The organism is Fulvivirga sedimenti (assembly GCF_020328055.1).
In genome coordinates this window covers 984,113-1,004,766 of record NZ_JAIXNE010000002.1, presented here as the reverse complement: position 1 = coordinate 1,004,766, position 20,654 = coordinate 984,113, and the positions used below count along the sequence as shown (strand labels likewise).

17 protein-coding genes are annotated in these 20,654 nt (G+C 45.2%); 13 read left to right on the top strand and 4 right to left on the bottom strand.

What is annotated here, in order from left to right:
- The first annotated feature begins 72 nt into the window (after nucleotides 1-72).
- The 8 genes from LDX50_RS10795 (at nucleotide 73) to hemL (ending at nucleotide 10,618) form a co-directional block, all read left to right on the top strand.
- On the top strand, nucleotides 73-1,113 hold the full coding sequence (locus LDX50_RS10795; RefSeq protein ID WP_225698461.1) for a PorP/SprF family type IX secretion system membrane protein: 1,041 nt from the start codon (nucleotides 73-75) through the stop codon (nucleotides 1,111-1,113).
- Between the two features lie 4 nt (nucleotides 1,114-1,117).
- Nucleotides 1,118-1,462: a translation initiation factor gene (locus tag LDX50_RS10790; RefSeq protein ID WP_225698460.1), complete on the top strand. Its 345-nt coding sequence runs from the start codon at nucleotides 1,118-1,120 to the stop codon at nucleotides 1,460-1,462.
- 128 nt (nucleotides 1,463-1,590) lie between these two features.
- The gene (locus LDX50_RS10785) at nucleotides 1,591-3,267 is read left to right on the top strand and encodes an amidohydrolase family protein (RefSeq protein WP_225698459.1); all 1,677 of its coding nucleotides are present in this window, start codon (nucleotides 1,591-1,593) and stop codon (nucleotides 3,265-3,267) included.
- Between the two features lie 25 nt (nucleotides 3,268-3,292).
- Complete coding sequence (locus tag LDX50_RS10780) at nucleotides 3,293-4,642, top strand: amidohydrolase (protein WP_225698458.1); 1,350 nt, start codon at nucleotides 3,293-3,295, stop codon at nucleotides 4,640-4,642.
- A gap of 11 nt (nucleotides 4,643-4,653) precedes the next feature.
- Nucleotides 4,654-5,952: an amidohydrolase family protein gene (locus LDX50_RS10775; RefSeq protein ID WP_225698457.1), complete on the top strand. Its 1,299-nt coding sequence runs from the start codon at nucleotides 4,654-4,656 to the stop codon at nucleotides 5,950-5,952.
- Nucleotides 5,953-6,046: 94 nt separating this feature from the next.
- Complete coding sequence (guaA, locus tag LDX50_RS10770) at nucleotides 6,047-7,576, top strand: glutamine-hydrolyzing GMP synthase (RefSeq protein ID WP_225698456.1); 1,530 nt, start codon at nucleotides 6,047-6,049, stop codon at nucleotides 7,574-7,576.
- 7 nt (nucleotides 7,577-7,583) lie between these two features.
- Nucleotides 7,584-9,332: an outer membrane protein assembly factor BamD gene (locus LDX50_RS10765; RefSeq protein ID WP_225698455.1), complete on the top strand. Its 1,749-nt coding sequence runs from the start codon at nucleotides 7,584-7,586 to the stop codon at nucleotides 9,330-9,332.
- On the top strand, nucleotides 9,329-10,618 hold the full coding sequence (gene hemL / locus LDX50_RS10760) for a glutamate-1-semialdehyde 2,1-aminomutase (protein WP_225698454.1): 1,290 nt from the start codon (nucleotides 9,329-9,331) through the stop codon (nucleotides 10,616-10,618). Before LDX50_RS10765 ends, hemL begins: the two co-directional genes overlap by 4 nt.
- On the opposite strand, the gene LDX50_RS10755 is transcribed toward hemL, so the two are convergent.
- Entirely contained in the window at nucleotides 10,615-11,838 is a 1,224-nt protein-coding gene (locus LDX50_RS10755; protein WP_225698453.1) for a DUF3667 domain-containing protein, read from the bottom strand. The genes hemL and LDX50_RS10755 overlap by 4 nt on opposite strands.
- Nucleotides 11,839-12,047: 209 nt before the next feature.
- Here LDX50_RS10755 and LDX50_RS10750 point away from each other — a divergent pair, with 209 nt between their 5' ends.
- Nucleotides 12,048-13,079 carry a hypothetical protein gene (locus tag LDX50_RS10750; RefSeq protein WP_225698452.1) on the top strand — a complete coding sequence of 344 codons (1,032 nt, stop codon included), beginning with the start codon at nucleotides 12,048-12,050 and terminating at the stop codon, nucleotides 13,077-13,079.
- 3 nt (nucleotides 13,080-13,082) lie between these two features.
- Here the strand turns inward: LDX50_RS10750 and LDX50_RS10745 are convergent, their stop codons facing one another.
- Nucleotides 13,083-13,499 carry an OsmC family protein gene (locus tag LDX50_RS10745; protein ID WP_225698451.1) on the bottom strand — a complete coding sequence of 139 codons (417 nt, stop codon included), beginning with the start codon at nucleotides 13,497-13,499 and terminating at the stop codon, nucleotides 13,083-13,085.
- A 20-nt stretch (nucleotides 13,500-13,519) separates the two neighbouring features.
- Here LDX50_RS10745 and LDX50_RS10740 point away from each other — a divergent pair, with 20 nt between their 5' ends.
- Together LDX50_RS10740 and LDX50_RS10735 are read left to right on the top strand one after the other, a co-directional pair.
- Nucleotides 13,520-14,047, top strand: coding sequence for an adenine phosphoribosyltransferase (locus LDX50_RS10740; RefSeq protein ID WP_225698450.1), 528 nt, complete (start codon nucleotides 13,520-13,522; stop codon nucleotides 14,045-14,047).
- Between the two features lie 18 nt (nucleotides 14,048-14,065).
- Nucleotides 14,066-14,671, top strand: coding sequence for an LON peptidase substrate-binding domain-containing protein (locus LDX50_RS10735; protein WP_225698449.1), 606 nt, complete (start codon nucleotides 14,066-14,068; stop codon nucleotides 14,669-14,671).
- Here LDX50_RS10735 and ffh read toward each other — a convergent pair.
- Nucleotides 14,668-15,999, bottom strand: coding sequence for a signal recognition particle protein (ffh, locus tag LDX50_RS10730; RefSeq protein WP_225698448.1), 1,332 nt, complete (start codon nucleotides 15,997-15,999; stop codon nucleotides 14,668-14,670). The two genes, LDX50_RS10735 and ffh, sit on opposite strands and share 4 nt — an antisense overlap.
- A 229-nt stretch (nucleotides 16,000-16,228) precedes the next feature.
- Here ffh and mobA point away from each other — a divergent pair, with 229 nt between their 5' ends.
- Nucleotides 16,229-16,816 (top strand): molybdenum cofactor guanylyltransferase, encoded by a 588-nt coding sequence (mobA, locus tag LDX50_RS10725; protein WP_225698447.1) that lies wholly within the window; start codon nucleotides 16,229-16,231, stop codon nucleotides 16,814-16,816.
- Between the two features lie 66 nt (nucleotides 16,817-16,882).
- The gene (locus LDX50_RS10720; protein ID WP_225698446.1) at nucleotides 16,883-19,336 is read left to right on the top strand and encodes a YfhO family protein; all 2,454 of its coding nucleotides are present in this window, start codon (nucleotides 16,883-16,885) and stop codon (nucleotides 19,334-19,336) included.
- Here the strand turns inward: LDX50_RS10720 and LDX50_RS10715 are convergent.
- Nucleotides 19,312-20,568 carry a M48 family metallopeptidase gene (locus LDX50_RS10715; RefSeq protein ID WP_225698445.1) on the bottom strand — a complete coding sequence of 419 codons (1,257 nt, stop codon included), beginning with the start codon at nucleotides 20,566-20,568 and terminating at the stop codon, nucleotides 19,312-19,314. The two genes, LDX50_RS10720 and LDX50_RS10715, sit on opposite strands and share 25 nt — an antisense overlap.
- Between the last annotated feature and the right edge of the window lie 86 nt (nucleotides 20,569-20,654).

Genomic DNA, 20,654 nt, shown 5'->3' with positions numbered 1-20,654 from the left:
CTGGTAAACGACGGTGTTTTACAGCAGACTTTTGTTATTTTTGGTTTTTGTGAGAATTTGAATCTGGGATCGATGCGTTTTACTTTGCTCGTATTAATATGTTTTATTCTGTTCGCCGGCCATCGTGCACAGGCGCAGGATCCACAATTTTCCCAATTTTATGCGGCACCCCTGTACCTGAATCCGGCCTTTGCGGGTTCCACACAGTATACCCGTGCCGGAATGAATTATCGAAATCAGTGGCCGTCAATTGAAGCGAACTTTGTTACTTTTTCGGGTTATATCGATCACTTCTTTGAAAGTAAGAATAGTGGGGTTGGCTTACTGTTCATGCACGACAAGGAAGGAAGGGCCGGGTTGAAGTCAACTTCTGTGGCATTGCAGTATGCGTATCAACTTCAGATTACTGGAAACCTTTTCTTCAGGCCCGGCTTCCAGGTAGCCTGGTTTAACCGGAATGTCAATTTTGCAGACCTCACCTTTGGAGACCAGTTCAATGAATTTGGTGAAGTGATTCAACCCACCGGGGAAGTATTTGGAAATACGAATAAAAGTTTTCTGGATCTTTCTGCAGGGGGTGTACTTTATACACCCAACGCATGGCTTGGTTTTTCTGCGAATCATCTGAATACGCCCAGACAGTCATTTGAAGAAAATGTGGAAATAGAGGAACTTCCTATCAAGTACTCCATTCATGGAGGGTATAAGATTCAATTCAAACCGGGTGTGATGGGCAGCGGACTGTTCGCGCGCCGGCAGGAGCGAAGTCTTACTCCGACATTTCAATATAAATCCCAGGGAGAATTTGATCAGTTTGATCTGGGCCTGTATCTCACCCTGGAACCTGTAATTATCGGAGCCTGGTACCGCGGGCTGCCCATTAAACAGATCGATGGATTTAATAATAATGAATCGATAGTATTCCTGCTGGGATTCACAAAAAAAGGACCCGAGGATACCTTTAATATCGGATACAGCTACGACTACACCATTTCCCAACTTGGAACGGCCAGTGGTGGTGCACATGAGATTTCACTGTCTTATATTTGGTCGAACCGGGACCCCAGAAAACCACCTAAGGACGTAATGAGAATACCCTGTCCAGACTTTTAACGAAATGGCAAGAAAAAGAAATAATGATTGGAAGAAGCGGGATGGGATTGTGTTCTCAACCAGTGAAAACTTTGACTACGAATATTCCTCTGATAAGGAAGAATCCAAACCTGCACCCGCAAATCAAAAATTACGGTTGATGCTGGACACAAAATCCAGGGCAGGAAAAAAGGTGACGCTTATCCAGGGTTTTCGCGGAAGTGAAGAAGACCTCAAGCAACTTGGGAAAAGTCTCAAATCATTTTGTGGTGTTGGAGGCAGTATCAAGGACGGTGAAATTTTACTTCAGGGAGATTTCAGGGACAAGGCGCGCCAGTATCTGATGAATGAGGGATACAAGGTTTCCTGATACAGCTCTTCTCTTCTGCCAAAATTAATTGACCGCTTATATAAAAGGAAGTAACATTCTGTTTGACTGTTGGTTAAATTCGTAATTGCAGGAAATACTGCAAATTGGAACGAATCAACAAAGCAAATATGAATTCAACCTTTACAAGGCAACGCTTCAGATTCCTGATGGCGTTACTACTACTTTTCTCCTATCACATTTTACCAGCACAGGATAGTAAGCTCCGACCTGTCTCCGACGTATATGCGCTGGAGAATGTTCGCGTGGTTACTTCACCTGGCAACATTGTGGAAAATGCAACCATTGTCATCAAAAACGGGCTTATCCATGCAGTGGGACAGAACATCGCGATCCCTCCGGATGCGATTTATGTGAAAGCAGATTCCATGACTGTTTATGCCGGATTCATCGATGGTTTGTCGAATGCAGGCATTCCAAAGCCGAAGGAAGATAACAACCGCCGAAACAACGTGGAAAATCCGGGCAACCCGCCAAATGAGCTTGCCGGCATTACGCCTGAAGCAGATATTCGGCTGATGCTGGATCCGTCTGACAAGTCGATCGGTGCGCTGAGAAACCTGGGTTTCACCATGGCGCATGCGGTTCCATATGGCAGAATGCTGCCAGGAACCGGCGCGATCATCCTTCTTTCGGGCGATCATGCAGATGACCTGGTATACAAGGACCCTGTTAGTTTCTACTCGCAGCTTGAAGGAGCGCGCGGGGTTTATCCAAGCACAGTTATAGGTGTGATGGCGAAATACCGTCAGTTATACCGACAGGCTCAACTTGCAAAGAACAATGCATTGACTTATTCTCAAAACCCATCAGGAATGGAACGGCCATCATCTGATCGCGTTTTGGAGGCGTTTTACCCGGTGATTGATGGTACGCTGCCTGTCATGTTTCACGCAGAGGATGTAAAATCAATCCAGCGCGTACTCACACTCCGAAATGAGCTTGGCTTCAAGTTAATGATTGGCGGTATCAAGCAGGGATGGGATGTGCAGGATGATTTAAAAAGTGCGGGAGTGCCTGTTTTCCTGAGCCTGGATTTGCCAGAGTGGAAGGAAGATAAAAAGGATTCAGCTGAAGAGGCCTCCTGGAGCGATGAAAGAAAGCGACTTGAAGAACGCAAATCGGACTTGTTGCAAAAACATTATACGCTGCCTGCTACTTTTACCTCTGCAGGAATCCGTTTCGGATTCAGTTCGATGGGAGCAAAGGAATCTGATATCCATAAAACCCTTCTGAAAATGAAGGAAAAGGGAGTTTCAGAGGATGTGTTGCTTGCCGGTTTAACAACATATCCGGCAGAGATGCTTGGCTTGTCGCGGGTTGCAGGAACAGTTTCTTCCGGAAAACTTGCCAACCTGGTTGTTACAGATAAGAGTTACTTTGAAGAAGGCGTACAGGTACGATATGTATTTGTTGAGGGTAAGATGTATGAATTTGAAGCTAAAAAGGCATCGAATAAAAATGGCAAGAAGAGTGAAGGTCCTGAAGGTACATGGTCCTACTCTGCCCAGACCCCGAATGGTACAGGAACCGGGCAAATACAGATCAATAAATCCGGTGATTCCTTTACCGGAGAGATTAAAGATAATCAGTCGGGCTACCGCTTCGACCTCGATAATATAACAGTGGATGGCAAAAATGTCATGTTTGAATTTACCTATAACGATGGGAACGGTCAGTTGCCCCTGAAAGTCGATCTTGAGATGGACGGAAATACTTTTTCCGGAATGATCGACGGCGGCTCAATTGGAAAATTTCCGATCAAGGGCGAAAGGATCCCTGAATAAAACTGACCTTATAAAAATCAAGAAAATGAGAAACCTACTTTATACTTTTCTTTTGTCGCTTCTTCCGCTCGTTCTGTCGGCGCAGGAGAACGGTGACATTATTATTAAAAATGCTACAGTAATTACCATTACGAATGGCACGCTGGAAAATGCGGATGTACTGATCCGTGATGGTAAAATCGACAAAATCGGCACAGGACTGAAAACTCCCAGGGATGTGAAGGAAGTTGATGGTACCGGAAAATACGTCATGCCGGGGATCATTGATGCTCATTCACATATTGCACTGGACGCGATCAATGAAGCGACGAATCCGGTAACTGCAGAAGTTTGGACGGGAGATGCCCTGGATCCGTTTGATATCGGAATTTATCGAGCACTTGCCGGTGGTGTGACCATCAGTCACGCCATGCACGGATCAGCGAATGCAATTGGAGGACAGTGCGAGACCATCAAGCACCGTTATGGAACCACCGATCCGGAAGTCTTAAAAATGGATGGAGCTCCGCGTACGATCAAGTTTGCCCTTGGTGAAAACCCGACCCGGGTGCATGGCGCAGGCAATAATATTGTTCCCAGAACAAGAATGGGTGTTGAATCTGTCTTCAGAAAGGCATTTTCGGAGGCCCGGGAGTACATGCAGAAGTGGGATACCTACAACGCCAATAAGGATAAAAAAGGATTTGTTGGAATGGCCCCTGAATACGATCTGCGCATGGAAACACTCGCGGATATTTTGCGTGGTGAGATTATCATCCACTGTCACAGCTACCGTGCTGATGAGATTTATATGCTTATGCAGGTATGCAAGGATTTTGGTATCAAGCGCGTTGTTTTTCAACATGTGAATGAAGGGTTTAAAGTTGCACCTGAACTCGCTGAATTTGGAGCCATGGCTTCGGTATTTTCGGACTGGTGGGCGTATAAATTTGAAGTTTACTATTCAACAGCCTACAATGCGGCCATCCTAACCAGGAATGGCGTTGTAACCTCGATCAACTCAGATTCGGGAGAGCTGATTCGTCACTTGTATCATGAAGCGGCAAAAACACAGAAATATGGTGACCTTAACGATGACGAGGCACTGGCGCTAATTACGATCAATCCTGCCCGTCAGCTGGGTATTGATGATCGCGTTGGTTCTTTGGAAGAAGGTAAGGAGGGTGATGTGGTTGTGTTCAATGGACATCCCCTGAGTATATATGCCATTCCTGAAATGACAATTGTTGATGGAATCGTTCGGTTCGACCGGTCAAATGATCCCGATGATATGCGTATCTATCCGGATGTGACAGAAAAGATCGATGTCATGCTAACCGATCATGATCATCAGGACCGATGCATGCAGGACACAGAATTTTTGTTTAACTATTAATCCCGGGGATAATGAAATCACTTATAAATATTATGATCATGGGAATGCTGTTTGTCGCAGCAACGGCAATGGCACAATCGGCACCGGGAGAAACAGGTGTATATGCGCTTACCAATGCAACGGTTGAAACCGTCGCCAATGGAACCTTGAAGAATGCAACGGTTATAATCAGGGATGGAAAAATAGCTGCGGTGGGTGCCGATGTTACCGTTCCAGCTGATGCAGAACGTATAGATTGCACCGGAAAAACGATCTATCCCGGTCTGATTGACGGGGGAACCCGTCTTGGTCTTGTGGAGGTGAATTCCGATCCAAGGACAAGGGATTTCAATGAAATCGGGGATGTGATTCCACAGATGCAGGCACTAACTGCTGTAAACCCCAATTCAGCCCTGATTCCTGTGACACGTGTAAGCGGTGTAACCACTGCGCTCGCAGTTCCGTCGGGTGGTATTATCCCGGGTACCGCTGCGCTAATCGATTTGTATGGCTATACGCCGGACCAGATGTATGCTGGATTCAAAGCGGTTGTTATGAACTTTCCTGTAACAGGAAGACGGGGATGGTGGGATCGCCGCTCGGATGAGGAGATTGAAAAGGAGGTAGAAAAAACAAAAAAGGAATTGAACGCTGTATGGGAGCAGGCACGAAATTACGCACGGATTGATTCAGCCCTTGCCGGTAAAAGTGAAAGCCCGGGTTACTACCCTGAAATGGAAGCACTGATGCCCATCGTGCGCGGTGAAGGCAAGCTGATGATCGAGGTGAATACGGCCAAGGACATCAAAGAAGCGATTGAATGGGTGAATAATAACAAACTTGATGTGATATTCACCGGGGTAGCTGAGGGCTGGCGTGTGGCAGAAGAACTCGCTAAATCAGGGATTCCGGTCATAACAGGACCTGTACTAAGTCAGCCAACACGTAACTATGATCGTTATGACAAAGCCTATGCGAATGCCGGTCTTATGCAGAAAGCAGGCGTAAAGGTGGCGATCAGAACTTCTGAGGCTGAAAATGTCCGGAACCTTCCGTATCATGCCGGTTTTGCGGCAGCATATGGAATGGGCCGTGAAAATGCCCTGAAGTCGATTACGCTGATTCCTGCCGAGATATTTGGAATTGAAGAACGGGCCGGTTCTATAGAAGTGGGTAAAGCTGCCAATATATTCATTGCGACCGGAGATATTTTTGAGACACAGACGAAAGTGGAGCAGGTATTTATCAGCGGATGGAAAATTCCAATGGAAAGCCGGCAAACCGAATTGTATGATGAGTTTATAAAACGAAGTCCCGGATTATCCAAATAACCGGAATTTGGTAATGAGGACCCCAGACGTTTTGTTTGGGGTTCTTTTTTTTATTTTCATAGTATTTCCCCTGTGTGCGTACTATTTTTGCGCCATGTCTGAGCAGATTCTTATTCTTGATTTTGGATCCCAGTATACCCAGCTGATCGCGCGTCGGGTGCGGGAGTTGAATGTATATTGTGAAATCCATCCATATAATAAAATCCCGGATCTTACCGGTGAGGTAAAAGGTGTAATCCTTTCTGGCAGCCCCTGTTCCGTTCGTCAGGATGATGCACCGGATGTTGATCTTTCGTCTTTCCGCGGGAAAGTTCCGGTTCTCGGGGTATGTTACGGTGCTCAACTCATGGCGCATAAATCCGGAGGTAATGTGCTTCCATCGGAAATACGTGAATATGGAAGAGCAAAACTTTCCAGGGTGGATCAGCATAATGAGTTAATGAAGGAGATTGGCATTGGTTCGCAGGTTTGGATGTCACATGGAGATACCATCAGCGAACTTGGAGAAAAATTTGAGGTGATCGCCAGTACACATTCAGTAAACGTGGCAGCCTACCGAATTGAAGGGGAGCAGACCTATGGTATTCAATTCCATCCTGAAGTAACTCACAGTGAACATGGAAAAACGCTGCTCAGGAACTTTGTAGTACATATCTGTGGATGTCATCAGGACTGGACTCCCGATATTTTTGTTGAAACTACTATTGAGCAGCTTAAAGAACAGATCGGCAATGACCAGGTAGTGATGGGGCTTTCCGGCGGGGTCGACAGTTCAGTGGCTGCCACCCTGATCCATCACGCAATTGGTCCGCGTCTTCATTGTATATTCGTGGATAACGGATTGCTGCGAAAGAACGAATTCGAGGAAGTTCTTAACTCCTACAAGGGAATGGGGCTCAATATTACCGGGGTTGATGCCAGGGATCGTTTTTATGATGCACTGAAGGGATTGACGGATCCTGAAGAGAAGAGAAAGGCCATAGGCCGTACGTTTATTGAGGTATTTGACGACGAGGCACACAAGATCGAGGATGTTGCCTGGTTGGGACAGGGTACTATCTATCCGGATGTGATCGAATCGGTTTCTGTTAAGGGACCATCGGCCACCATCAAGTCGCACCATAATGTGGGGGGCTTGCCCGATTTTATGAAGTTAAAGGTAGTGGAGCCTCTCAATACACTATTTAAGGATGAAGTGCGTTTGGTAGGAAAGACATTGGGAATCGATGATGCCATTTTAGGAAGGCATCCTTTTCCGGGGCCCGGACTTGGTATTCGCATTTTGGGTGATATTACACCTGAGAAAGTACAAATTTTGCAGGAAGTGGATCACGTTTTTATCAGCCGTCTGAAACAGCATGGCTTGTATGATGATGTTTGGCAAGCCGGAGCAATGCTGCTTCCGATCCAGTCTGTTGGCGTTATGGGAGATGAACGCACCTATGAGCGGGTCGTTAGTCTGAGGGCAGTAACCAGTGTTGACGGTATGACGGCCGACTGGTGTCATTTACCCTATGAGTTTCTGGCCGACGTCTCGAATGAAATCATTAACTCCGTGAAGGGGGTCAACCGTGTAGTTTATGACATCAGTTCTAAACCACCGGCTACTATAGAATGGGAATAATCTGTATATGAAGAAATTATATTACCTGATCGTTGTTGTCTTTATTTTTATTTCAGGGGTATCGCAGGCTCAAATCAATTACCAGCAGCAATATCTGAATGCGAAGAACCTGTATAAGGAAGGTCAGTACGCACTGGCCATGGAAGCATTCAAGCCGCTCATCAAGCGCGACCCCCAGAATCCTTTTGCCGCGTATGCGTCCTATTTTTTAGGTGTATCCACCTACAAGGCCGGATATGAGGAGCAGGCAAAGGATGTCTTTTTGCAGACACGGGAGCGATTCCCCAACTGGTCGAAAATTGATGAGGTTAACTATTGGCTGGCGAAGTCATACTTTGATAATAATGATGATTTTCTGGCTATGAACGTCATTGCCGGTATCAGAGATCCTCAGATAAAGAACGATAGTGAGGGACTGATTTATAATTACCTCATGCCAGACACCACGCCCGAAGAAATGAAGGCCTTGTATGACCGATACAAATCTCCGGTGATCGGAAAGATCTATGCCGCAAAATTAAGTTCAGTAGCACTGGATAAGGAAGGTCGGGAAACATTGGAAAACCTGGTGAATACCTATAATCTCGACCCGGATAAATACCTGGCTACGGCACATGCTTCAGAAATTAAAGATTCCTACAAAGTTGCGGTGATGATGCCTTTTCTCATCAAATCATTAAAGCCCAATGATAAGAAGAGGGTGAATGAATTTGTCATTGATATGTACAAGGGGTTGAAGCTTGGGTTTGACAGTTTGCGTTCAATAGGAATCGATATTGAGGTTTATGCCTACGATACACAGCGGGATACAACAGTTACCCGTGCAATTTTGCAAAAGGACGAATTGAAGGGTATGGATCTGATCATCGGACCATTATTTCCGGATCCGACCAGGATGGTGAATGAATTTAGTCAGCAATACGGGATTAACATGTATAATCCACTGACCAGCGCTCCCGATTACCTTGCCAATAATCCTTTTTATTTCATGTATAACCCGTCGGTTCTTACTATTGGCGAGGTAATGGCCGATTACGCCTTTGAAAAATATGGCAGTAAACCGGGAATCGTATTTTACGGCGAAACAAGTAATGATCGTTTGCTGGCCCAGTCATATGCCGACCGCTACAGTGAACTGGGTGGAAAACTCTCGATTATTGAAGCGATCAATAAGGATCGAACACGGAAAGTTCTGGAGATCCTGCTCTCAAGTGAGAGTATTAAGGAGGCTGCTTCTGAGGAGGGGCGTGAAAATATGGCAATTCAACCTGACAGTATCGGGCATGTTTTTGTTGCATCGTCGAATAGTCTGATTTTTTCAAAGGTGATAAGTGCAGTGGAAACGAGGGGTGATTCTATAAAGATTATGGGTGCTGCCGACTGGATGGATCAACCGGTTGTAAATTATGAGGTATATGAACGACTGGGAGCAATCCTTTATGCTCCAGGTTATGTTAACAGACAGGCCCTTAATTACTCCGATTTCAGAAAGAAATACCTGAGGAGGCATCGCGAAGTACCTACAGATTATTCAGAAAAGGGATTTGAAATGGCCATGTTCCTGGGTCAGAGTTTAAAGAATTATGGAAACTTCCCTCAGGTGGGGTGGAATGAAAACGGAAGAATGAAGGGAGTCATTACGCCTGGGTTTGAATACAACAATGCGCAGGATAACCAATTGGTTCCGGTACTGGAGGTTAATAAAGATGGAATCAGGACTGTGATTCGGGAACGACAGAAGGAGGAAAGTAAATGATAACTGAGCGGAGCAAGCACCTTTTTGAAGAAGCTAAAAAATTCATTCCCGGAGGAGTAAATTCACCTGTCAGGGCTTTTAAAGCTGTCGGTGGAGATCCGCTGTTTATTCAGCGTGCCGAAGGCGCCTACGTATTCGATGAAGACGGAAACCGATTTATCGAATTAATTAATTCATGGGGCCCGATGATCCTGGGGCATGCTCATCCGATCATTGAAAATGCGGTGCGTGGAGCTATTCATGATTCACTTTCTTTCGGCGCTCCTACAGAAAAGGAAGTGCAAATGGCTGGTTTGATCACCGGGATGGTTCCTTCCGTTGAAAAAGTAAGAATGGTAAATTCCGGAACGGAAGCTACCATGTCGGCCATACGCGTAGCACGCGGTTTCACTGCCAGAAACAAGATCATAAAATTTGATGGATGTTATCATGGTCACGGGGATTCCTTTTTGATTGCTGCCGGAAGCGGTGCGATGACGATGGGCACGCCGGACAGTCCGGGTGTCACACCAGGAACCGCAGCAGATACACTGATTGCCGCATTCAATGACCTGGAATCTGTTTCCCGGCTGGTAGCTGAAAACCCGGAACAGGTTGCGGCCATTATTGTAGAGCCTGTGGCAGGTAACATGGGATGCGTTTTGCCTGCCGAGGGATTTCTGGAAGGGCTTCGTACTATATGTGATGAAGCCGGAATCGTATTGATTTTTGATGAGGTAATGACAGGCTTTCGCCTGGCCCCTGGTGGTGCCCAGGAACGGCTTGATGTATTGCCCGATATGACGACACTGGGTAAGATAATCGGCGGTGGAATGCCGGTAGGAGCGTATGGCGGTAAAAAGGAAATTATGGACTTTGTATCTCCACAGGGACCTGTTTACCAGGCCGGTACCTTATCGGGTAATCCTATTGCGATGGCAGCGGGGCTTGCTATTCTCCAGTACCTTCGTAATCATAATGAAGTTTACTCAAAGATTGAAGAAACGACTGCAACAATCGTTTCGGGATACAGGGAGATTTTAAAGGAGATTGGAAAGGATTATACCATCAACTCCATTGGTTCCATGGTGAGCCTGTTTTTTAGTGAAGCGCCTGTTACCGACATGAATTCTGCGAAAAAATGTGATACTGCATTGTTCGGCAGGTATTTCAGGGGAATGCTGGAAAAAGGTGTCTACCTGGCGCCATCGCAGTTCGAATCATTATTCATTTCTACGGCAATCAATCAGGCAGAAACAGATCATATTCTTTCCGCGACCAGGGAAGTTCTTAAGTCCATTCATTAATACATCATGAATGATGCAATCATTTCAAGAATGAAAAAGGTTGTGATCAGGATCAGGTAGATGAAGCCGACCATATTGAATTTCACAAGCGTTTTAAACCATCCCTGTTTGTATACCCTTAAAAATGATAGATAGGCGTAAGTAGTCACCAATACAAAAATCAGGAAATTGATGAACATGCTAACTCCGTCATTTTTAATTACGAAATAGGTAAAGATCAGCGTAATTCCATAGATAAAGTAGGCAAACGAATGTAGATGAAAGCCATGAATGATGTGATTTATATAGAGAAACGGTCGACGGATGTACAATAACTTTAAGATGGCTGCGAAAATGGGAATCAAAATCAGCATCATGATGGGCAGATTTTTAACGATAAAGGCACCTACCTGTTCCCGTTCAGCTCTCATTATCTTAATTCCTTGTGTAGCGGCATAGCGCTCAAATCCTGTTATTGGTTCCGTGCTTAAGGAGTCTATAATCTCCTCTTCCGTAAGCTCTTCATTTTTCGACATCTTATAAACCTGGTCGAACTGATCAAACAAAAAGAAACTTGTGCTTGTATCAAGACTTACACTGGTCCTGATGGGCGCACCATCCCCCGAGATATCAATTTTCTTTATTGCACTTGAGTCAAGCGGGTTAAACAGAAGCGAGTCGAACATAAAGGAGTTCAGTTTATTCTGGAGTTCTGCACGTTCTTCAGCAGTCGTATTTTCCCGGATTGCACGGGATAGCGTTTTGTAATCAGCTTCTCCACTTTCGTCCATTTCCTGTAAAACATCTTCCATGGATTTGGCTGAAAGGGTTTCTTTAAGAATTTCCTGTTCATTTTTGTCAAGGAAAGAAAGGTTTGCGGTATCCTCAACTGACTTCTGAAACTCACTTGTCTGTTGAAGCATATCCTTCACCACGAGCGTGCAAACGAAGAAATAGAATAAACTGACGATCAGGTAAACGCGCAACGGATGAGCGTAAGTCATTCTCTTTCCTTCCATGTACCGGTTGGTGAGAAAACCCGGTTTAAAGAGGAACGGAACAGCACTTTTGGCGAATCTTGAATCGAAAGCAAAATAATTCGAAAAGAAATCATTGATCAATGTGCCGAAGGAGACGTTATTGTCATTATTCTCCTGACCGCAGATCGGACAAAAGTTGTACACACTGTCGAGTGAGGCGCCGCAGTTGAGGCAATTATTTTGTTTTCTTCGTATTTTCATGGGGTAATGATCTCCGGAAAATATTAAAAAAAATGATCAATACCGGGGATTGTTTAAAATTAATGGCGTGAATTGTTATTCAGTCAATACTGTCATAAATAGGGTGTCTCGTAAGGTATAGTGCATTTTTGTGTTGTTTGACTAGGAAAAATGCCTTACATTGGACATTATTTTGTTATACGATCGTATCATTTTTTAACTTTGAGTTCGTGAAGAAGTTATTATTATTTTTTGCTTCGCTGTGCTTTATTTCATTTTCCCAGGCACAGGACCGTCGGGATAAAGTCCCCGTAACCTACGAGGAACTTTATGATGAGCCATACTCAATCAGTAAGCTTTTCGTTCATTTTCAGCCTATTTACGGTGAATTATGGAAAGCGAATGTGAATGCTGGTTTTGGTTTGGAGGCTACCTACATCTGGCAGGATAAAATGACTTTTCGTGCACATGCCCGTAAGAGCTACACCCGCAAATTCGACCTATCAAGGGATCTGGCGGAACGAAATAATGATATGGAGAATGAAGCCAATATTTTTAATCTCTATGAATTCGGCGCCACCTATCATTTAAAAGATTATGATAAGAGTTCCACAACGAAGATGGTTCTCTACAAAAAAAGTTACAAAGACGGAAAGTGGGCTGCCAGGGTTCCCTTAAATGCAGAAGTACCGTGTACCCTCCGAAAGATTGTGGGCATTCGCCTGGGAGGGATATTCTATGATACTTCAGTGGATTTAAAAAGCGCGCTGGAAGATCAGGGCGGCAACGTAACTGATTTTGTAAATGCGGAAGGAAACCCTTTACCGGCAACGTTACCCGATGAATTTGGCGATCCGCGTGATATTTTTGTTTACGGCAACATGGCCGGTGCGGGTGTATATGTTGGTTCGTCCATCACATGGATCCGAAACGTAGCGGTGGATTTTGACAATAACTACCAGGAAGGTGTGGATGATCTTATTTTAACCGCATTTTTTGACTTCATTATTACCCCCAAGCTTACCGTGGATGATGTTTTCTTTCAGGGAGAAGCATACGCCTCAGATGTCGTTGAAACCAGCAAGGTAGGTTTCAGACTTGGTCTGGAAGGCAAGTTTAACCGAACCCTGTCATGGGCGTATGGTGGCGAAATCGGGATGCGTCCCGGACTTAAAAAGCGTGGATTTTATGCTGCCATTAAGGTTAGTTTCCCGGTATTCTCCACCAATCTTGATTACTCTGTCGAAGCATTCGGTAAGTAAGAACTATTCTTTTTCAAGAAGCCCTCTTCTGATCTCACAGGAAGGGGTTATTCCTGCTTTCAGTGAGTCGGCCACGGAACAGTATTTTTCAAGGCTTAAAAGGACGATTTTCTCAACCTCTTCGATATTTGCATCAGGGGAGGTAATGATGAAATGCAGACGTATGGCTGTATAGCTCCTGGGAGGATTTTCATTTCGGTCTCCTTCAGCACGAATTTCCATGGCCTCAAGCGTTTTGCGCCTTTTCTTTATCATCAGGGCAACCTCTACGGCCACACAACCAGACAGGGCTGAAAGAACGAGTTCCATAGGACCCAGATGCTCCTTGTCACCTTCGCGCATATCAATTCGTGCTGAATGCCCGTAATCATTTTGGGCGCTGTAAACATAATCTGTAATATGAGTTGTTGTGATAGCCATTCAATTGGTATTTTAGTTCGATGAAAGATCTTTCCAAAATTAAAGGGAAAATTCGGGATATCAGGAATTTTCCGAAAGAAGGAATTGTATTTAAGGACATCACCCCGTTGCTGGCCGACCATGAAGCGTGTGCCGAAGCCGTGGAGGGGTTGGCAGAACCGTTTCAGAATAACCCTCCAGATGCAATAGCAGGGATCGAATCACGTGGGTTTCTATTCGGGATGCTGCTCGCCATGCATTTTGGGATTCCCTTTATTCCTGTTCGTAAATCGGGAAAACTCCCTTATGAGAAGATCTCCCATTCTTATTCACTGGAATACGGTGAGGCTACTATTGAGATTCACACGGATGCCGTTTGGCCTGGTTGTAAGGTATTGATTCATGACGATCTGCTCGCCACCGGCGGCACTGCGGCTGCGGCAGCAAATTTGATTGAGAAATTAGGCGGGGTCGTACATGGGTATTCATTCCTCATCGAACTTGAATTTTTGAACGGCAGTGAGAATCTGACCAGTGCATTTAAACATTCCCTGATTCGTGTTAAATAATTCAAACAATGTGAATTGATGGGTGTTAGTGAGAAGATGCATGAGACAAAGAAATTTCCAATATTTCCATTGAGCATTTTGCCACTCCCGGGCGAAATTGTGCCCTTGCACATTTTTGAGCCGAGATACAGGCAATTGCTGGAAGATCTGGAAGCAGGAGACGGCCTTTTCGGAATTTTATATTCCGGTCTTAACAACCGATACCAGTTGGGAACCATCCTGAACCTGGAACAAGTTATGAAGAAATATCCCACCGGTGAATCGGATATCGTCTGCCGGGGAGGAGACGTGTTTATTTTGGTGGATTATTTCATGAATTACCCTGGTAAACTTTATCCCGGGGGGAATATTCACATCCTCGATTTTCCGGATTTTCCTGTTGGTAATGAGCTTGACGAGATTTTCAGGTCTTATATGACCGACAAGGATCAATCAAACCTCGGTGATATCCTCATGATAAATGATGTGGCGAATGAACTGGATCTTGATATCCAGGATCGCCTTTCATACCTCCAGATTCTTCAGAAAGATAAAAGAGAAAAATTTCTGTTCGAACGTGTCCGTTTTCGAAAACACGTGCTTGATCAGGAAACCCGAACTAATAAATTCTTTATTTATAATTAATTGCCGAACGGGTTAAGGGCATTCATTGCGCGTTTTCCTCCACCCATTTTGTTCATCGTCTTCATGACCTTTTTCATGTCCTGGAACTGCTTCAGCAAATTATTCACTTCCTGAACAGAAGTTCCACTTCCGTCGGCAATGCGTTTTCTCCTGCTGCCGTTGATGATTTCAGGGTTCTCCCGCTCAGCCGTGGTCATGGACCGGATAATCGCTTCTACGGGTTTGAATGAATCGTCGTCCACATCAATGTTTCGCAAGGCCTTACCCATACCCGGTATCATTCCAAGCAGGTCCTTGATATTTCCCATCTTTTTGATCTGCTCAAGCTGGGAAAGGAAATCGTTGAAGTCGAATTGATTTTTCCGGATTTTTTTATTCAGCCGGCGTGCCTCATCCTCATCAAATGACTGCTGTGCTTTCTCAACCAGGGAGACCACATCACCCATGCCCAGGATCCGGTTAGCCATTCGATCAGGATAGAACTTATCGATGGCATCCATTTTTTCACCTGTGCTGATGAATTTAATCGGTTTTTCGACTACACGGCGTATTGAAATGGCAGCACCACCTCTTGAATCACCATCGAGTTTGGTAAGCACAACACCGTCGAAATTCAGACGTTCATTAAATGCCTTTGCTGTATTTACTGCGTCCTGTCCGGTCATGGAATCAACCACGAACAGGGTCTCTGAAGGACTGAGCGCCTCTTTCAGGGACGCGATCTCATTCATCATTTCCTCGTCCACTGCCAAACGGCCGGCCGTATCGACGATTACAATGCGCTTGTTGCTTTCCCGTGCGAATTTGATTGCTTTATTCGCTATGTCAACCGCATTCTTGTTTTCAGGTTCGGCGAATACCTCCACACCGATTTGCTCTCCAAGTACCTGCAACTGATTGATCGCTGCAGGGCGGTAAATATCACAGGCAACCAGCATGACCTGTTTGCCTTGTTTTTTTAGATAATTTGCAAGTTTTCCTGAGAAAGTGGTTTTACCGGAACCCTGCAAACCTGCAATCAGGATGACTGCCGGATTACCCGTCAAATCAATCTCTTCATTGCTCCCGCCCATCAGGCGTGTCAACTCATCGTTCGTGATCTTGGTCAGCAACTGACCCGGAGAGACGGCGGTTAACACATTCTTACCGAGTGCCTGTTCCTTAATTTCATCCGTTACCTCCTTGGCAACCTTAAAATTAACATCGGCATCGATCAATGCTCTGCGGATTTCCTTCACCGTTGTTGCCACGTTCACTTCTGTGATGGTTCCCTGGCCTTTCAGGGTCTGGAATGCTTTCTCTAGTTTTAGACTTAAATTATCAAACATATTATCAGCTCTTTTGAATAGTCCGGCTTTCACCAGCAGTTTGCAAAAATAGGGATTTCACGAGTTTTATGATAATAACCCAAATGAATTCCTCAGATTTGTATAAAGAATGGACGAGGCTGACCAGAGCTAATCGATGAATGTCTGATATCGACGGTGAGATTCCTCCCATTTTATCGAAAGAAGGGGTAATTCCTTATTTTTACTGAAATTAAATTTTTTAAAATTCGTGATTGAAGCACCTATCTACGGTTTAATACTTGCCGGTGGTCCGAGTACCAGAATGGGCGAAAATAAAGCCGAACTCATTTACCATGACCGGCCTCAGTGGGCCTATTCTGCGCAGTTGATCGCGCCTTACTGCCGCGAGGTTTATTTTTCTGTTCGTAACGATGATCAAATAGCCGACATGCCGGCCGAGCTGATGCTGAGGGACAAACCGAATATCACCGGCCCTGTTGCCGGAATCCTGGCAGCGATGGAATCGAATGAGCGTGCCGCATGGATGGTTCTGGGGATTGATATGCCGGGTGTGGATCGCGCATTGATCAATCGTATATTCCGTCAGCGTGATGCGAATAAAGGTGTCACCTGTCTTATGCGCGATGGCAAAGCCGAACCCTTGTTAAGCATTTGGGAACCAACCGTTCGCGACAGGCTGCAGAAATATGCCTCATCAGGAAAGAGCAGTCTTCGACAGTTTCTTCAGCAAGAGGACATACATATCATTGTGATTGATGATGCCATGTCCTACAAACTCGATAGCATCGATACGCCGGAGGAACGCCAGAATTTTTTACGGAAAGGGCGTAAATGATCGGCTGTCTAATTTTTTAAACGTGGGGATTCTTTTCTAATTTACAGGTCAGCTTAAGCGTTCATTATGCGAAAAATATCTTTTCAGGCCCATATTCTGCCTCATCTCGTTGCCATTGTGGTGTTTTTGGTGGTAACAGTTATCTTTTTCTCTCCTGTTTTCTTTAGCGGACGATCACTGGATCAACATGATATCAATCAGTGGAAGGGCGGAGCTCAGGAAATAATTCAAAACCGAGAGTTAACGGGAGAGGAGCCACTTTGGACCAATTCCATGTTCAGTGGAATGCCGGCTTACCTGGTTGACGTAAAATGGAGTGACAGCCTGCTGACAAACTTTAAAATTGCGGTTTCCCTCGGTTTGCCGCATCCGGTACGGAATATTTTCCTCGCCATGTTGTCCTTTTATATTCTGCTACTGGCTTTTAAAGTAAGGCCCTATCTGGCGATCGGGGGGGCACTCGCATTCGGGTTAAGCAGTTATTTTATTATAGGTATCGCCGCTGGTCATAATGCCAGAATCGGTGCCATCGCGTTTATGCCACTTGTGCTGGCCGGGATTCACGTGGCATTTAAAAGGAATCTTTGGTTAGGCGGCGGATTAACCGCACTTGCGGTGGCACTACAGCTTCGCGATAATCACCTGCAGATAACATATTATCTGCTGTTTTTTGTGGTGCTGTATGGGATCATTCAGCTGATTCAATTCGTCCGCTCTGGAGATCTGATGGGTTTTGTGAAGCCTGCAGGGGTGCTGGTTGTTGCCGCACTTCTTGCCTTTGGAACCTTCTACGGTAAATTCAAGTCCATTTCCGAATATAGCCGGTATTCCATGCGCGGGGTTTCGGAACTCAAGGCCGATGTTAACAGCGGTGAAAATGAGTCTGGCCTGAAAAAGGATTATGCCTTTCAATATTCCTATGGCCTCGATGAACCCATGACCTTATTCATTCCGGCATTCCTGGGGGGCACCAGTTCCCATCTTTTCGTTCAGGATGAGGATAGTGAAACTTTGCAGGCTCTTCGAACTGCTCCCGATCCGCAGCTGGCAAATCAGCTGGCGCGTTATTCTGGTGCTTACTGGGGGCCACAACCGTATTCGTCACCATATTATGCAGGTGCGGTCGTTGTTTTCCTCTTTGTGCTCGGCATTCTGTTTGCCGAAAAGCGATATGTGATCTGGCTGGTGAGTATTTCCGTCCTTGGGGTTCTGTTGGCTTACGGGGATAGTCTTGCATGGTTCAACTATGCCATGTTTGATTACTTTCCTGGTTATAATAAATTCAGGTCAGTCACTTTTGCCATCATACTGCCGTTGCTGGCCATGCCATTGCTAGGAATGCTCGGACTGGAGCGCCTTTTGAGCCTGAAGCCTGATCAAAAGACCAGAAAAAAATTACTCATTGGCATCGGTATTCCCGCAGGTATCTGCGTGCTTGTTGTTCTTTTCGCCGGAATGGCTGGTTTTACAAGGGCGGGCGAGGAGCAATTGCCACAATGGTTCTTAAATGCACTGCAGGCAGACAGGGCTTCCCTCATGCGCTCAGATGCACTTCGCTCACTGGTTATTGTCGGAATAAGTGGTATACTGGTTTATTTTGGCTGGATAGGCAGATTAAAGCCGTTGATCTGGATGGGTGGCTTGGTTATCCTGATGCTCGCCGATGCATGGATGGTTGATGCACGATATTTTGGCGAAGACAATTACCGGAGAAAATCAGATAATAGTTTTCTTACCGCCACGAATGCTGATAAGGAAATATTAAAGGATAAATCACCCGGATACCGGGTACTGAATCTTCAAAACCCGTGGAGCGAGGCCCGGACTTCCTATTTTCACCAGTCGTTGGGTGGGTATCACGGTGCGAAGATCCGTCGATACCAGGATCTGATCGACTATTGCATTGATCCTGAAATTCAGGAAATGATCCAGGGACTGCAATCGGGTAATCCCGACCTTTCCGGGTATGGAGTGCTCAATATGCTCAATGCGAAGTATATTGTTTTCGGTCCGGAGCGTGAGAATATTATCCCGAACAATACCGTGAATGGCAACGCATGGTTCGTGACTTCTGTACGATCTGTTGAATCTGCGGATGCCGAGTTGCAGGCGACATGTGAAATAAATACCCGTGAGACAGCTGTAGTTGATGCGAGTAAGTTCGGCGGTTTGAAAAGTACCTACAACGAGGGTTCGATTGAGGTAGAATCCTATCTGCCCAACAGGATCGTTTATAAAACCGAAAATGCTTCTGATGGTCTCGCTGTCTTCTCTGAAATTTACTACCCCCATGGCTGGAAAGTAACCATCGACGGGCAGGATGCATCCATGCTCCGGGCGAATTACGTGCTCAGGGCACTGGAGATACCCGCTGGGTCACATACAGTAGTATTTTCGTTTGAACCCACGGTTTATGCGGTAGGTAATACAGTGATTTTAATTTCGACGATCGTGTTGATCTTAGGTTTTTTTATCGCTGTGGCTTACAGTATTCTTCAATGGCGACGAACTGCTGCCTGATCGATGGCGGCGATCCTCGTTAGTAGCGGCGGATGTGAATAATTAACAAAGACATAGGCAGGATGGGGGTAAAGGTTGCTCAGGTTATCTACCGAGAGCTTCTTCAGTGCATTTTTCATGGCCTCTGGTTTAAAGGTAACGGAAGCAAATTCGTCTGCCTGGAATTCATGTTTTCTGCTTATGAGATTTGAGATAATGCCCAGAACAGTAGAAATGGGTGAGTACAGCAGTGTGAAGGTGAGCAGGTTGAGGTGAATTCCATAACTATTTGCTCCCAGTGCCACAGAAAAGGATTCATTAAAAATCACCCTGGACATGATGAAGAGCATCAGGCCGGTTTGGGCGATGCTGAGGATAAATCCCTTGATGATGTGATTTCGTTTATAATGCCCGATCTCATGGGCCAGTACCGCTACAAGTTCGGCGGTTGTGTGATTCTGAATAAGGGTATCATAGAGGACAACTTTTTTTCGTTTGCCAAGTCCGGAAAAAAAAGCGTTTGACTTTGAGCTGCGTTTTGATCCGTCAATAACATAGATATTCTGAATAGGAAACCCCACATTCCTGCTGTAAGATTCAATGGCTGTTTTTAACTCACCATCTTCAAGCGGAGTCAGTTTATTAAACAGCGGGACGATCAGTGTGGTATAAAACGCATTGATAAACAAGATAAAGAGAGCGGCTACAATCCAGAAAATCCACCAGAAGTCAGGCCCCATTCGTCCGATCAGAAAAATCAATAACAGAAGTATTGGGATGCCGATCAGAGCTCCGAGCAGATACCCTTTAATTTTGTCAAGAAAGAAAGTTTTTATGCTGGATCTGTTGAAGCCGAACTTTTCCTCGATCACAAAGGTCCTGTAATATTGAAATGGTAAAGTAAGGATGTCTGAAGCAATAAAGATCACCCCAAAAAATGCAACCGGTATCCAAAGTTCGCTCTGAACAAACTGGCGGATGTATTGGTCAATCAGGCCGAAGCCGCCAAACATCAGCATCAGAAAGGTTGCTATGAAGCCCACAGTGCCTGTGAGCAATCCGAATTTTGTGACTTCCCGATTATATTTTAGTGATTGTTCATAGCGGGCGTGGTCATAAAATGAACTAACCTCCGACGGAATGTCCTTTTTCCGACTTTTGATGTTCAAAAAATCCAGTACTGTTTCCAGGATAAATCCGGCTGAAACGATGACCAGGATGAGCGTAAGTATTGCTGAAGGGTCCTTTAACATATCTGAGAATTTGTCCCAATTTGGGAATAATTCCAAAAATGGGAATATAAGCCACTTTAAAAAGTCGGTTTTGAGCGAATTTAAGC